General features: G+C 49.9%; 15 protein-coding genes and 1 pseudogene. 9 read left to right on the plus strand and 7 right to left on the minus strand.

The genetic code is table 11. The features are described 5' to 3' along the window. Nucleotides 1–52 precede the first annotated feature (52 nt). From hrcA to ABDZ76_RS04055, 3 genes are all read left to right on the plus strand, one after another. Complete coding sequence (hrcA, locus tag ABDZ76_RS04045) at nucleotides 53–1123, plus strand: heat-inducible transcriptional repressor HrcA (protein ID WP_184223314.1); 1071 nt, start codon at nucleotides 53–55, stop codon at nucleotides 1121–1123. Between the two features lie 131 nt (nucleotides 1124–1254). Then, nucleotides 1255–1920 carry a nucleotide exchange factor GrpE gene (gene grpE, locus ABDZ76_RS04050; RefSeq protein ID WP_184223312.1) on the plus strand — a complete coding sequence of 222 codons (666 nt, stop codon included), beginning with the start codon at nucleotides 1255–1257 and terminating at the stop codon, nucleotides 1918–1920. Nucleotides 1921–2042: 122 nt separating this feature from the next. Continuing rightward, nucleotides 2043–2702, plus strand: coding sequence for a trimeric intracellular cation channel family protein (locus tag ABDZ76_RS04055; protein WP_343801669.1), 660 nt, complete (start codon nucleotides 2043–2045; stop codon nucleotides 2700–2702). 76 nt (nucleotides 2703–2778) lie between these two features. Here the strand turns inward: ABDZ76_RS04055 and ABDZ76_RS04060 are convergent, their stop codons facing one another. Then, nucleotides 2779–3771 (minus strand): adenosine kinase, encoded by a 993-nt coding sequence (locus ABDZ76_RS04060; RefSeq protein WP_343801672.1) that lies wholly within the window; start codon nucleotides 3769–3771, stop codon nucleotides 2779–2781. A 268-nt stretch (nucleotides 3772–4039) separates the two neighbouring features. Between ABDZ76_RS04060 and ABDZ76_RS04065 the strand changes: the two genes are divergently transcribed. Continuing rightward, on the plus strand, nucleotides 4040–4765 hold the full coding sequence (locus ABDZ76_RS04065) for a sulfate transporter family protein (protein WP_343801675.1): 726 nt from the start codon (nucleotides 4040–4042) through the stop codon (nucleotides 4763–4765). On the opposite strand, the gene nth is transcribed toward ABDZ76_RS04065, so the two are convergent. Then, complete coding sequence (nth, locus tag ABDZ76_RS04070; protein ID WP_343801678.1) at nucleotides 4743–5501, minus strand: endonuclease III; 759 nt, start codon at nucleotides 5499–5501, stop codon at nucleotides 4743–4745. The genes ABDZ76_RS04065 and nth overlap by 23 nt on opposite strands. 69 nt (nucleotides 5502–5570) lie before the next feature. Between nth and ABDZ76_RS04075 the strand changes: the two genes are divergently transcribed. The 3 genes from ABDZ76_RS04075 (at nucleotide 5571) to ABDZ76_RS04085 (ending at nucleotide 6987) form a co-directional block, all read left to right on the plus strand. Continuing rightward, entirely contained in the window at nucleotides 5571–6077 is a 507-nt protein-coding gene (locus tag ABDZ76_RS04075) for a DUF2244 domain-containing protein (protein WP_343801681.1), read from the plus strand. A gap of 159 nt (nucleotides 6078–6236) precedes the next feature. After that, nucleotides 6237–6659, plus strand: coding sequence for an Hsp20 family protein (locus ABDZ76_RS04080; RefSeq protein ID WP_343801684.1), 423 nt, complete (start codon nucleotides 6237–6239; stop codon nucleotides 6657–6659). 76 nt (nucleotides 6660–6735) lie between these two features. Further along, on the plus strand, nucleotides 6736–6987 hold the full coding sequence (locus tag ABDZ76_RS04085; RefSeq protein ID WP_343801687.1) for a BQ00720 family protein: 252 nt from the start codon (nucleotides 6736–6738) through the stop codon (nucleotides 6985–6987). Between the two features lie 76 nt (nucleotides 6988–7063). Here the strand turns inward: ABDZ76_RS04085 and ptsN are convergent, their stop codons facing one another. From ptsN to lptC, 5 genes and pseudogenes are all read right to left on the minus strand, one after another. Further along, nucleotides 7064–7528, minus strand: a complete 465-nt coding sequence (gene ptsN / locus ABDZ76_RS04090; protein ID WP_343801690.1) for a PTS IIA-like nitrogen regulatory protein PtsN — start codon at nucleotides 7526–7528, stop codon at nucleotides 7064–7066. A gap of 91 nt (nucleotides 7529–7619) precedes the next feature. After that, nucleotides 7620–8210, minus strand: a complete 591-nt coding sequence (gene hpf / locus ABDZ76_RS04095; protein ID WP_343801693.1) for a ribosome hibernation-promoting factor, HPF/YfiA family — start codon at nucleotides 8208–8210, stop codon at nucleotides 7620–7622. A gap of 535 nt (nucleotides 8211–8745) precedes the next feature. Continuing rightward, nucleotides 8746–9471 (minus strand): annotated as a pseudogene (gene lptB, locus ABDZ76_RS04100) (LPS export ABC transporter ATP-binding protein); the annotation flags it as partial. A gap of 123 nt (nucleotides 9472–9594) precedes the next feature. Continuing rightward, a complete protein-coding gene (locus ABDZ76_RS04105) occupies nucleotides 9595–10143 on the minus strand; it encodes an LptA/OstA family protein (protein WP_343803038.1) in 549 nt (182 codons plus the stop codon). Between the two features lie 330 nt (nucleotides 10144–10473). Beyond that, complete coding sequence (lptC, locus tag ABDZ76_RS04110) at nucleotides 10474–11169, minus strand: LPS export ABC transporter periplasmic protein LptC (protein WP_343803041.1); 696 nt, start codon at nucleotides 11167–11169, stop codon at nucleotides 10474–10476. Between the two features lie 253 nt (nucleotides 11170–11422). On the opposite strand from lptC, the gene sppA reads away from it, so the two are divergent. Both sppA and ABDZ76_RS04120 read left to right on the plus strand, forming a co-directional pair. Continuing rightward, nucleotides 11423–12397: a signal peptide peptidase SppA gene (sppA, locus tag ABDZ76_RS04115; protein ID WP_343801696.1), complete on the plus strand. Its 975-nt coding sequence runs from the start codon at nucleotides 11423–11425 to the stop codon at nucleotides 12395–12397. 62 nt (nucleotides 12398–12459) lie between these two features. Then, nucleotides 12460–12744 carry an integration host factor subunit beta gene (locus tag ABDZ76_RS04120; protein ID WP_184223395.1) on the plus strand — a complete coding sequence of 95 codons (285 nt, stop codon included), beginning with the start codon at nucleotides 12460–12462 and terminating at the stop codon, nucleotides 12742–12744. Nucleotides 12745–12755: the final 11 nt, after the last annotated feature.

Here is a 12755-nt window from a genome sequence, read left to right on the forward strand (position 1 = left end):
CTTATATTTAAGGAGCGACATCACATTTAGGCACAAGGTTTAAGGCGGGACGATGATCCAGTCACCAGCACATGACGTTCTCAGTTCGCTTGACCAGCGTTCGCGCGAAATCTTTCGCCGGATTGTCGAAAGCTATCTGAATGACGGCGATCCGGTCGGCTCCCGCAATCTGGCGCGTATTCTGCCGCAAGCCTTGTCACCCGCCACCATCCGCAATGTGATGAGCGATCTGGAACACTTAGGGCTGATTTACTCGCCGCATATTTCGGCAGGCCGTATGCCGACACAAATCGGCTTGCGTTTTTTTGTCGATGCCTTTCTTGAAATCGGCGATCTGCCACCCGATGAGCGCTCCAGCATTGAAGCGCAGGTGCGTGCTGCCGGACAAACCCATTCGGTTGAAAATATCCTGACGGAAGCAAGTCAGGTACTGTCCGGCCTCTCCAGAGGTGCGGGTCTGGTGCTGGCCACCAAGGCAGAAGGCGCGCTGAAACATATTGAATTTGTGCGCCTTGAACCAACGCGCGCTTTAGCTGTGCTTGTGATGCAAAATGGTGATGTGGAAAACCGCGTGCTGGAACTGCCGCCCGGTGTGAGCGCGTCACAACTCATTGAAGCCTCCAATTTTCTCAATGCCCATATTCATGGCCGCACCCTCACCGAAGCACGCAATGAATTGGAAAAGCTTAAAAACGAAACCCGCGAGGCACTCGACAGCCTGTCGCAAAGCCTTGTTGCCCAAGGGCTTGCCATTTGGGGTGGCAGCGGCTCCGACCAGCCTGCCCGCCTGATCGTGCGTGGCCGCTCCAACTTGCTTGAAAATATCAGCGCTCAGGATGATCTGGAGCGCTTGCGCCATCTTTTTGATGATCTGGAAACCAAAGACGGCATGATCCAATTGCTTGATCTGGCCGAAGCCGGATCAGGGGTGCGAATTTTCATCGGCTCGGAAAACAAGCTTTTCTCGCTTTCCGGTTCCTCGCTTGTTGTGGCGCCTTACCGCGACGGCGAACAACGCGTGGTCGGTGCGCTTGGCGTCATTGGCCCGACAAGGCTTAATTATGCCCGTATCGTCCCCATGGTCGATTATACGGCGCAAATTGTCTCACGATTGCTGCGATAACCATGACGAAAACCATGAGGGCATTGCAATTATAACTGTCAGAATGCACAAGGTATGCACATTAAGCCTTGATTTTCATGCGCTGACACTCGATATCCGCCACAAACACTTATTCAAGACGGAAGAACATCATGACTGAAGAAAAGAAAAACCCTGAAACAGCCGATCTTGACAAGCGCGACCTGAACAATCCCCGTGACCGGGATGCGCTGAAAAAAGCGGCTGATGATTTTTTGAAGTCCCGCAAGGCGGAAGCAATGGAAGAAGTGGCTGACGAAGAGGAAATTAATCCTTTTGCGCATCTGGTGGACGAAAATGCAGCGCTGAAAGACCAGCTGTTGCGTCTGGCAGCCGATATGGAAAATCTGCGCAAGCGTACATTGCGCGATGTCGCTGATGCCAAAACCTATGCGGTGACCAACTTTGCCCGCGACATGCTGGGCGTTTCCGACAATCTGCGCCGTGCGCTGGATGCCATTCCGGCAGAATCACTCGTTGAAGACAGCGGCCTTAAAGGCTTAGCCGACGGCGTTGATCTGACCGAACGCTCCATGTTGCAGGCCTTGGAACGCCACGGCGTGACCAAGCTTGATCCGGAAGGCCAGAAGTTTGACCCGAATTTCCATCAGGCAATGTTTGAAGTGCCAAACCCTGATGTGCCAAACAACACCGTTGTGCAGGTTGTTCAGACCGGTTACGCCATTGGCGACCGCGTGCTTCGCCCTGCTCTGGTGGGTGTATCCAAAGGTGGCGCAGCACGCGCTCCTGAAGCAGATGATCAGGCAAAAGACGCCTAAATTCTGCTAAAAGACTAAACCTACATTCAATCCTTATAATTTCGGGGGCGCAAAAAACATTTGCGCCCCCGCTCAGTCTCAATACACTCCCTGATAAGAGTGGCGTTGCGGGGAGCGTCTTAGTGACCATACTGACTTTTTTGAACTATGCCGGCGTTTTCGTTTTTGCGGCGACCGGCGCTTTAGCTGCATCCAGACGTCAATTGGATATTGTCGGCTTTATCTTTCTGGCCAATGTTACCGGTATCGGCGGCGGCACCATTCGTGATCTCATCCTTGGTGATGATCCGGTTTTCTGGGTCAGAGAGCCGCTCTATCTGGTCACCGGCACGGCTGCTGCCATTCTCGTTTACTTCACCGCCCATCTGGTTGAATCCCGTTATCGTGTGCTGTTGTGGCTCGACGCTTTAGGGCTGTCCTTCTACAGCGCCATGGGTGCCGCCAAAGGGCTTGATCTGGGCTCCGATCCGATGGTTGCCGTTGTCACCGGAATTTTCACCGCCACCCTTGGCGGTGTCTTGCGCGATATTATCGCCGGTGAACCATCTGTTCTGCTCAAACGCGAAATTTATGTCACCGCTGCTCTTGCCGGTGCCTGCGTTTATGTAGCGATGCATCTGGCACAAATTGATATGATGATTGCCGTCATTTGCGGCAGTCTGGCAGCCTTTATTGTGCGTGGCGGCGCGTTGATCCGCGGCTGGAAACTGCCAGTCTACAAGCCACAACCAGGACGCACCGAGGCTGAGCTGAAACGAGACGGCGTTATCCGCGAAGATTAATCAAAAATAAGCGCATAAAAAAACGGCTGATATTAGCAACAATATCAGCCGTTTTTTTGTGATTTAAGACAAATAATTAAAGCAGTCCGGCATTTTTAGCGGCACCTGATAAGCTACCCTGCGAACGCGGCCCCATCTGCTGCACGATAATACCGGCAGCCAACGCACCGAGACGCGCACTGTCTTCCAGCGAGCGACCATTGGTATAACCAAAGAGGAAACCAGCCGCGAACAAATCACCAGCACCGGTTGTGTCCACCAGCTCGGAGATTTCAATAGCCGGAACGCTCACGCGCTCGTTTTTACGAACAACTACCGCGCCTTTTTCCGAACGGGTCACGATTGCAAGTTTGCAATCATTGGCAAGTGCCTGCACGGCTGTGTCAAAATCATCGGTCTGATAAAGTGATTTTGCCTCTTCCTCATTGGAGAAAACAATATCGACCGTACCAGAGCGCATCAGTTCCAGAAACTCGTCACGATAACGGTCAACACAGAACGGGTCAGACAAAGTCATTGCCATTTCATGGCCGTGATCATGGGCAACTTTTGCCGCCAGACGAATGGCTTCCTTGGCGCGTGGCGGGTCCCACAAATAGCCTTCAAAATAGGTGACTTTTGAATCTGCCACTTTTGACGCTTCAATATCTTCAGGCCCCAGCTCAACGCAGGCACCAAGATAAGTGTTCATCGAACGCTCACCATCCGGCGTCACAAAGACCATGCAACGTGCAGTCGGGATCTGGTTTTCCAACGGGCGCGTGTCAAAAGCCACACCTTGTGCGCGGATGTCATGCGCAAAGACGCCGCCCAGACTATCATTGGCCACTTTACCGAAATAAGCTGCACGACCGCCCAGATTAGCGATACCAGCAGCCGTATTACCGGCACTGCCGCCGGACATTTCAACCGCCGGTCCCATGCGGCTATATAAAAGCTCCGCACGCGAACTATCAATTAAGTTCATCGCGCCTTTGATAATGCCGTTGGAGACCAAAAATTCATCATCAGAACGCGCAATAATGTCGACGATCGCGTTACCGATACAAAGAACGTCATATGTAGCCATAAGATAATCCAGAAGGCTCCCGTTGTTATGTATCAAGCAGATTCCTGCGGTGATTTATGCGATGACTTAGCCCTTTGGCGTGATAATAGCCACCCTGTAAACTAAGAGCACATAAATTATCTGTGAGAAGCACGGCGCAAGCCGCGCCCTGCCCCAACCATATCTGTGTCATGTCACAACCTTACCCGAAACTTGCTCTCCCCCTTGTGAGACGAAAGTCTACCACCTATCTTTAAGCCCGCAGACCTCATCTATAACTGGAGTTTTTATGGTCTTATCGGCTGCCTTAACCGCCTTGCAACGCCTGTTTAGTACAGAATATCGCGCTGTATTCTGGAAAGTGCTGGGGCTTACCATTTTATTATTAATGGGCGCATGGGCAGCACTCAGACAAGTGTTTTTCACATTTGCATGGCCGTGGCTGGAAACACTTCTGCCTGGTCTTCCGGCATGGACAGGCTGGCTGGGGCTGGTGGCTGCCATCATTGCAGGCATGGGGCTTGCACTGGTGCTCGCCCTGCTGATTGCGCCAGTAACCGCACTGATTGCCGGTCTTTTTCTTGATGATATTGCCGAAATCGTCGAGCGGGAAGATTATCCTGATGAACCGGTGGGCACCGAACTGCCTATCGGGCGCGCCATGATCGTATCGCTCAAATTCTTAATTATTGTCATTGCCGGTAATATTCTGGCGCTGATGCTGCTGTTGGTGCCCGGTGTCAACCTGATCGCCTTCTTTATCATCAACGGCTATTTGCTGGGGCGCGAATTCTTCGAATTTGCCGCCATGCGCTATCACCCGGAACAAGAGGCCAAGGCCTTACGCTCGCGCTATAGCGGCACGATCTTCTTGGGCGGGCTCATCATTGCATGTTTTCTGGCAGTGCCGCTTCTCAGCCTGCTGACACCGCTTTTTGCTGCCACGATGATGGTGCATCTGCATAAAGCGATCATGCGTCAGGAGAAAAACCTTATCCCAGTTTTTCAGGGATAGTGGTCAGGGGTGCGGGTATGGCATTAGTTTTCGACGCCGATTTACAAATATCCGCAATCACACAGAGCTGACATTCAGGCTTGCGCGCCTTACAGGTATAACGCCCGAATAAGATCAGCCAATGATGGGCATGCTGCATAAATTCTTCAGGAATAATCCGCAGTAAAATTGCTTCCACCGCATCGGGCGTTTTGGCCGGAGCCAGACCAATCCGCGTACCAATGCGCAAAATATGCGTATCCACCGCCATGGTTGGCTGGCCGAAAGACATGTTTAAAACCACATTGGCGGTTTTACGCCCGACCCCCGGCAGCGTCATCAGGTCTTCACGATTACCCGGCACTTCACTGCCAAAATCGCGGATCAAAGCCTCACAAAGCAGAATGACATTTTTAGCTTTATTGCGCCAAAGACCGATGGTTTTGATATATTCGCCCACCGTTTCTTCACCCAGTGCCAGCATTTTCGCCGGTGTGTCAGCAATAGCAAATAATGCGCGTGTCGCTTTATTAACGCCTGCATCGGTTGCCTGTGCTGATAAAACCACCGCCACCAGCAATGTAAACACATTCACATGTTCCAGCTCGCCCTTTGGCTCAGGCCGCTGAATGCTGAAACGACGGAATATTTCATGCACCTCATCGCGCGTATAAAGCGTACCGGCAAGGCGGCGGGCTTTACGCTTTGGTGCAGTTGTCGTGTCTGTAGCGGATGTTTTTACTTTAGGCTGTTCCATATCCACTCTATAATCACTATTATGGTGACATAACAGTCGTAAGCTTGACGCAGCCAGCAACAGGTTATCATGGTTGATTATCATCCCGACGGTGCGCAGCCTGATCAATATGACAGGCCGATTTTTCAGGCACTTCTCCAACCCTATCGCTCGCTCGGGCGCAAAGGGTTTATCGTGTTGATGTCAGCGCTGATTGCCTGCTGGCTTTCGATAAGCTTCGCCTTTTTCTCACTGGGTGCCTGGCCGATCTTCGGCTTTTTCGGGCTTGATATTGCTCTGATCTATTGGGCTTTCCGCGTCAATTACCGTGCAGCGCAAGCACGCGAAGAAATATCTGTTTCCAAAGCCGCCCTGCATATCCGCCAGATTGCCGCTTCAGGGCGCGTGCAAAATCATCAGTTCAATCCGTTCTGGACGAAGTTTCATGTCGATCGTCGCCCCGACATCGGCATCACCGCCATGAATATTGAAAGCCGTGGCCAGATTTTAAAAATAGGCAGCTTTCTTAATCCTGATGATCGTGAAAGCTTTGCCAGTGCTTTTTCATCAGCTTTGCGTGAAGCCAAAAGCAGCTGAGTTTTTCCACATCTGCCACTCAGCTTAAGCATTTATATCAGGCTTACATAAGCGCCCCTTGAAGTCAGTAATCGCAAAAGCCATATTACTACAAATGCTGAAGATGCCGGATTCGGGTCTTCACAACACCATACGGTCGCTTTGATAAGGACTGACAAGATGACACGGCTAACACCATTTTCGAGCCCTTTACTGCTCGGTTTTGATACGATGGAAAAGACACTGGAACGCCTGACCAAATCCGGTGAAGGCTACCCGCCTTATAATATCGAGCGTTTGCGCCATGAAAGCGGCTCTGAGCGTTTGCGTATTTCTCTGGCAGTTGCAGGCTTTTCCAGCGAAGATCTCGACGTCACCACAGAAGATAACCAGCTGGTTATCCGCGGCCGTCAGAGTGATGATACAGAGCGTGAATTTCTACATCGCGGCATCGCGGCCCGCCAGTTTCAGCGCATGTTTGTGCTGGCAGACGGTATGCGGGTTATTGGCTGCGAATTGAAAAACGGCCTTCTGTCCATCGATCTCGACAGGCCAGAGCCTGAACGCCTGATCAAACGTATTAATATTTCCGTCAAGGAATAAGAGATTAAGAGCGTATCACGCTCTAGGTTCAATGACGGGGCTTACTTTCAAAGCCCGTCAGCTGGAGGTAATGATTATGAACCATCCAAAACCAATTTTAACTGAAACAGAATTTGCCAATCTTGGCGCTGGCGAAATCGGCTATGTACGCAAAATGCGCTCGGATGATCTGAGCCGCAATTTCCCCTCACTCCCGCCACTTGCTCCTAATATGGAGTTCTGGGCACTGTTTGGCGCCAGCGGCGAGCCGATCATCCTGTCTGATGTGCGTGCCAATGCATTAGCAGGCGCGTGGGATCACGAGCTGCGCACGGTTATGCTGCAATAATCAGATTGAGCAAAAGCAACTTAAAATGAAAAGGCTGCGTCGCAAAACACGACGCAGCCTTTATTATTTCAATAATTTAAGCCGCATTCGACGCCGGATGCGTCGTTAAAAATGAATATAAAATCTGCACATCATGGGTGCCGCGCAGTTTTGCCACCACATCGGCATCACGCAGCAATCTGGCAATGCGTGAGAGGGCTTTAAGATGATCCGCACCGGCATTTTCAGGCGCGAGCAGCAAGAAGACAAGATCAACGGGCTGATCGTCCAATGCTTCAAAATCAACCGGTGTTTCGAGACGGGCGAATACGCCGGCAATTTTCGAAATACCTGTCAGCTTGCCGTGCGGAATGGCGATACCATTACCCACGCCGGTGGAGCCAAGACGCTCACGCTGCAGAATCGTTTCAAAAATTTCTCTCTCGGGGAGACCGGTCAGTTCTGCAGCCTTTTCAGACAAAATCTGTAAAAGCTGTTTTTTGGAGCTGGCCTTCAACGCAGGGATAATCGCCCCCGGCTGAATCAGATCGCTGAGATCCATTCTCTCCATTCCTTCTTCAAGCGGGCTTCCTTGCCCAGAAGAGATACGTGCAGCCTTTCAAAAACAGGCTGCACGCAACTCCACGATTGAATCAGGCTTTCGGCATATTCTGGCGGGTTACCGTTGACGGATCAACCCAGCCGATATTGCCGTCAGCCCGACGGTAAACAATGTTAACTTCGTCATTGCCCGCATTGCGGAAGACCAGCACCGGATGTTCGGTGAGATCCAGCTCCACAACCGCAGAGGCAACACTCATAGTCCTCAAGGTAACCGAAGATTCCGCGACAATTGTCGGTGCGTAATCTGCGGGCAGCTCTTCTTCTTCCTCAAGAAGCGGAGCCATAACACGATAAGCGATATCAGCATAGCCCGTGTTTGTAGCAGCCTGCCGAGATTTAAGACGTCGCTTATAGCGTCTTAAACGTGTTTCTATTTTTTCTGCGGCAATATCAAAAGCCAGTTGCGGATCTTGTGCCTCGCCCGTGCTTTGCAAAGTTGCACCGCTATCCAGATGCAACATGCAATCAGCTGCAAAACGCGAGCCTGACTTCGTTACAGTAACTTGCCCTGCAAATCCATGTTCAAAATATTTACTGACGGCTTCGGTCACCCGATCATTAATGCGGGTCCGGAACGCATCGCCTACGTCCATGTGCTTACCCGATACACGCAGAGTCATATAGCAATACCTCATATGTGTTCATCTTACGACTCAATCTAACCACATGGAATGCAAAGCGCCAAGCGATCAGATGTTAAACTTTACACAAATATGAACTATTTGATCCTGTTCGATGAAAAGAGCTCACAAAAACAAAAGCGCGTCTTAAATACTCTATCCGGCAGAAGCAATTATTTTATAATAAAACTGCTTACAAAATCCGCTTCTCTCAAAACAACCAACAACGTTTCACCGAAATAAAGCTATTGAATGATTGTTTTTACTTTGCCATGAATCAATATCCTATGATGCCGTTAACTACTTTATTTTTCAACTGGTTTATTATTGGGGCCACCAGTTGTAACCAAGCGAGTTATTTATGAATGCTGGGCTCTCATGTCAACCGGCATCACTTCATCTCAGGCTAAAATGTAATAATTGTTGAACGAAAACACTACGTAACAAGGTACAAAAATACAAACGAACGCTCTGATTTTAAAACAGAAACGGGCCGGAAAAATCCGACCCGTCAAAAACGACAAGCAAATCACTTTTAAAGCGTGAACTGGTCACCCAGATAAAGACGGCGCACATCCGGATTGGCCACAATTTCATCAGGCTTACCGTGAGTGAGTACCTGACCGGCATGAATAATATAAGCGCGATCAATCAGCCCCAGCGTTTCACGCACATTGTGGTCAGTAATCAGCACACCAATGCCGCGGCTGGTGAGATGGCGCACCAATTGCTGAATGTCGGACACTGCAATCGGGTCAACACCGGCAAATGGCTCGTCAAGCAGCATGAAATTCGGACGTGATGCAAGTGCACGCGCAATTTCAAGACGGCGACGTTCACCACCCGACAAAGCAATCGCAGGCGCTTTACGCAAATGCGAAATATGAAATTCTTCCAGCAGTGCATCCAGCTCGAAAGCACGTTTCTTGCGGTCTTTTTCAACCACTTCCAAAACTGCTTTGATGTTATTTTCCACTGAAAGACCGCGGAAAATCGATGCTTCCTGTGGCAGATAACCAATGCCTAAGCGCGAGCGGCGATACATCGGCATGGATGTGACATCGAAACCATTGATCTCGATGGTGCCGCTATCAACGGGCACCAAACCTGTCACCATATAAAAACAGGTGGTTTTACCGGCACCGTTTGGCCCCAGAATACCAACCGCTTCACCAGCGCGCACACCAAAAGACACGCCATTAACAACCTGACGGCCATTATAGCTTTTAGTCAGTCCACGCGCGACAAGTGTATTGTTCAGATCACCGCGTCGTTCACTCAAGCCAAAGTCATCATGCGCCATATGGTCATGCGTGCTTTGTCCTGCAGATGCAGTTTTCTGGTCTTGCTCAGGAGTAAAAGATGCCACGTAAACCCCTGTAGCTTATCGTCTGTTTGCGGCCGCGCCGCCATCTTCGGATTTAGGCGACATAATAATGGAAACACGACCCTTTTTGGCACCCGGGCAAGCCTCGAGAAAGGCTTTGCCAGTATCCATATGGGCAGTCATTTTGCAGCCTGTAGCCACATTATCACCATCGGTCAGCACAACTTTTTTACCCTGCAAAACCATCAGCTGGTTTTTGGCATTGTAAACACCGGTATCACCGGTTGCGACCTGAGGGCCTGATTTCAGATAAACTTTTTCGCTGACTTCCAGACGATCAATGCCGGATGCAGATAGGCCGGCTGCCCCCTGCGGAGCTGCGTCGGACTTATCGCCACCCTTATTATAGTGAACGGTCATTTTGCCGGCACGCAAAACGGTTTCGCCCTGTACGACAGACACATTGCCGATGAAAATCGCAACGCCTTCTTTATCGCGCATTTCCAAGCGATCTGCGTCGATTTTAACCGGCTCTTTACCGTTAGAAAGGTTAAGGCTGCCAAAAGGCACTTGTTCGGTTTGTGCAGAAGCACTCAACGGAGACATGCTCAAAGCCAGCCCCAGGCCAGCTGCTGCAAGCCAGACATTTGCCTTGCCGCGCGCGAAGCGAGCTGCGCTTTGTTTCATTTCAACGCATTTTGCGCGCATAATCTGATCCCCTGAATCGTACAACCGTAAAGCATGTAACGAATAAATTCATAACAAACATTAAAGTTTTAATATAGACTAAAGCTACGCTACACAATGCGAAGCATCAAATTGCAGCCATATCGCACGCTTGATTAAAATACACTGTGGCTTGATGCCACTTTATATAAAAGCTTTGATAAGTTTCAAAAGCTGGCCGCATCCGAAAACACGCCCAGCCAAGAAAGATTATTTTTCACCTTCAGGCGCGACAATGGTCAGATGAACTTCATCTTCAAAAACCACCACATCGCCGCTCGACTGAACCTGCATTTTATTTGCCTGAATATGGGTTGAGCCGCTCTGAATATCCACCGGACTGTCAGTCATAATCTGACCAGTGGCAATATTCACATCAGCCGAACTCATTTTGGCAATCAATCCATCGGTTGTCGTGACCGTAAAATCACCAACCAGTTTCATGCGACCGTTCACATTATCGTAAATACCGTTTTGCGCATTGATGATGGCCTGATTTTCAGCACCCACCGGCAATTTCGCACTAATACCTTCCAAAGTGATGACGCCTTCATTTTTAATATCCTGCGTCGCTTTGGTCGCAGTCAAATTATAAGGGCGGTTTTCTTTGGTAAAACCATTCAAATTCGGATTGGCCATCACCAATTTGCCGTTTTCCAATCCGTCACCCAGATTGACTTTGACGGTAGAGGCAGGTGTTGCCAAAAATGTAAACCAGCTGAAAACAGCGCCAACTACAACGGCTGCAATAGGCAAGCCGATTTTCCAAAACCTTACGCGCGTGGAATGACGCTGCGCCGCCTGAAACACCGATACAGCTTTTTCGCTCGCGCCAAAATTCATGCCCGAACGCGTGTTCGCGTCCGCTGCATGTTCAGCATAAAGAGCATTGCTATGTTCGTTCACAGACAAAAGACTATCCAACACTAATAATCCGGCCGAGCCCGATTGCCCGACACGGCTGCTAATCCGGCTCTCGCCAGAATTCTCGCAAATTTCATTTCAATGTGGTTTATTTGGGGTACAAACCGACCTGAGACAAGGCCATATACAACTATAAAGCTAAATTCGCGGTAAAAAAGATAGATTAAAACGTAATGACGCGATAATCTGCCGCAAGATTTCTATCAATATTTTAGAAAAACATAAAAAGGCTACCATGACCCAGACTGCCGACGCCATGATCGACAGACGTCGTATCAGACGCAAACTCACCTTCTGGCGCAGTGCATTTTTAATTGTGCTGGCACTGGCTCTGATTGCGATAGCCACCACGCAAACTGCGACTTTTTCCGGTTTGAACACACCGCATATTGCAAAAGTGCGCATCGAAGGCACCATCGCGCAAAATGAAGAACTACTGAAAAGACTGGAACTCATCGCCAAAAATGACGCGGTTAAAGGCCTGATCGTCATCGTCGATTCTCCGGGCGGCACCACTGTTGGCGGCGAAACCATTTTCAACGCGATCCGTAAAGTGGCCGAGAAAAAACCGGTTGTAACCAGTGTCGGCAATCTGGCAGCCTCTGCCGGTTATATGATTGCGGTTGCATCCGACCATATCGTCGCGCATCAGTCTTCCATCGTTGGCTCTATCGGGGTGCTGTTCCAATATCCTGACATTTCCGAACTGATGAACAAGATCGGCGTCAAAATGGAAGCGGTCAAATCATCACCGATGAAAGCAGAGCCGAACTATTTCAATCCGGCCAGCGAAGAAACCAAAGCCATGATCCGTAATATGATTATGGATTCTTATGACTGGTTTGTCGGCCTTGTTGAAACCCGCCGCTCTTTCACCCGCGAACAAACACTGGCATTGGCCGATGGCTCTATCTTCACCGGCCGTCAGGCTTTGGAGAAAAAGCTGATCGATGGTCTGGGCGGGGAAACAGAAGCCCGTGAATGGCTTTTGAGTAAAGGGCTTTCGCCTGATTTGCCGGTCGTTGAGTGGAAACCTGAAAAGGTTGAACCGCTCTTATCAATGAAAGATCTTGTTGTACGCGGCGCTGTGCGCCTTCTCGGCCTGCCGGATGAAAGCCGTCATTTTATCGGTGACAGTGTCAGTGAACGTATCTTCCTTGACGGGTTGCTTTCTGTGATGCAAGTTACTGATACTGTTGAACATAAGTAATGTAAAACCATAATCGGGTTTTTATCAAAGCCTGATGCGCAGCAAAAAGAGGGATGAATAGCTTGATCAAATCCGAACTCGTTCAGATCATTGCCAGCCGAAACCCGCATCTTTTCCAGCGCGACGTTGAAAACATCGTCGGTGCGGTTTTTGATGAAATCACGAATGCTCTTGCAGAAGGCAATCGTGTGGAGCTGCGCGGCTTTGGTGCGTTTTCCGTTAAAAACAGACCTGCCAGAAGCGGCCGCAACCCGCGCACCGGTGAATCTGTGAGTGTTGAAGAAAAATGGGTGCCATTTTTCAAAACCGGCAAAGAACTGCGTGACCGGTTAAACGACATCGACTGAGATTTTTATGA

Source organism: Paenochrobactrum glaciei (assembly GCF_039522165.1).
GTDB classification, from domain to species: domain Bacteria; phylum Pseudomonadota; class Alphaproteobacteria; order Rhizobiales; family Rhizobiaceae; genus Paenochrobactrum; species Paenochrobactrum glaciei.

What these genes read in the sequence shown, in the direction of transcription:
- grpE (WP_184223312.1), top strand. Translation starts at nt 1,255, where the DNA reads ATGACTGAAGAAAAGAAAAACCCTGAAACAGCCGATCTTGACAAGCGC.
- ABDZ76_RS04085 (WP_343801687.1), top strand. Translation starts at nt 6,736, where the DNA reads ATGAACCATCCAAAACCAATTTTAACTGAAACAGAATTTGCCAATCTT.
- nth (WP_343801678.1), bottom strand. Translation starts at nt 5,501, where the DNA reads ATGGAACAGCCTAAAGTAAAAACATCCGCTACAGACACGACAACTGCA.
- ABDZ76_RS04080 (WP_343801684.1), top strand. Translation starts at nt 6,237, where the DNA reads ATGACACGGCTAACACCATTTTCGAGCCCTTTACTGCTCGGTTTTGAT.
- ABDZ76_RS04065 (WP_343801675.1), top strand. Translation starts at nt 4,040, where the DNA reads ATGGTCTTATCGGCTGCCTTAACCGCCTTGCAACGCCTGTTTAGTACA.
- ptsN (WP_343801690.1), bottom strand. Translation starts at nt 7,528, where the DNA reads ATGGATCTCAGCGATCTGATTCAGCCGGGGGCGATTATCCCTGCGTTG.
- sppA (WP_343801696.1), top strand. Translation starts at nt 11,423, where the DNA reads ATGACCCAGACTGCCGACGCCATGATCGACAGACGTCGTATCAGACGC.
- hpf (WP_343801693.1), bottom strand. Translation starts at nt 8,210, where the DNA reads ATGACTCTGCGTGTATCGGGTAAGCACATGGACGTAGGCGATGCGTTC.
- hrcA (WP_184223314.1), top strand. Translation starts at nt 53, where the DNA reads ATGATCCAGTCACCAGCACATGACGTTCTCAGTTCGCTTGACCAGCGT.
- ABDZ76_RS04060 (WP_343801672.1), bottom strand. Translation starts at nt 3,771, where the DNA reads ATGGCTACATATGACGTTCTTTGTATCGGTAACGCGATCGTCGACATT.
- ABDZ76_RS04105 (WP_343803038.1), bottom strand. Translation starts at nt 10,143, where the DNA reads ATGTCTCCGTTGAGTGCTTCTGCACAAACCGAACAAGTGCCTTTTGGC.
- ABDZ76_RS04075 (WP_343801681.1), top strand. Translation starts at nt 5,571, where the DNA reads ATGGTTGATTATCATCCCGACGGTGCGCAGCCTGATCAATATGACAGG.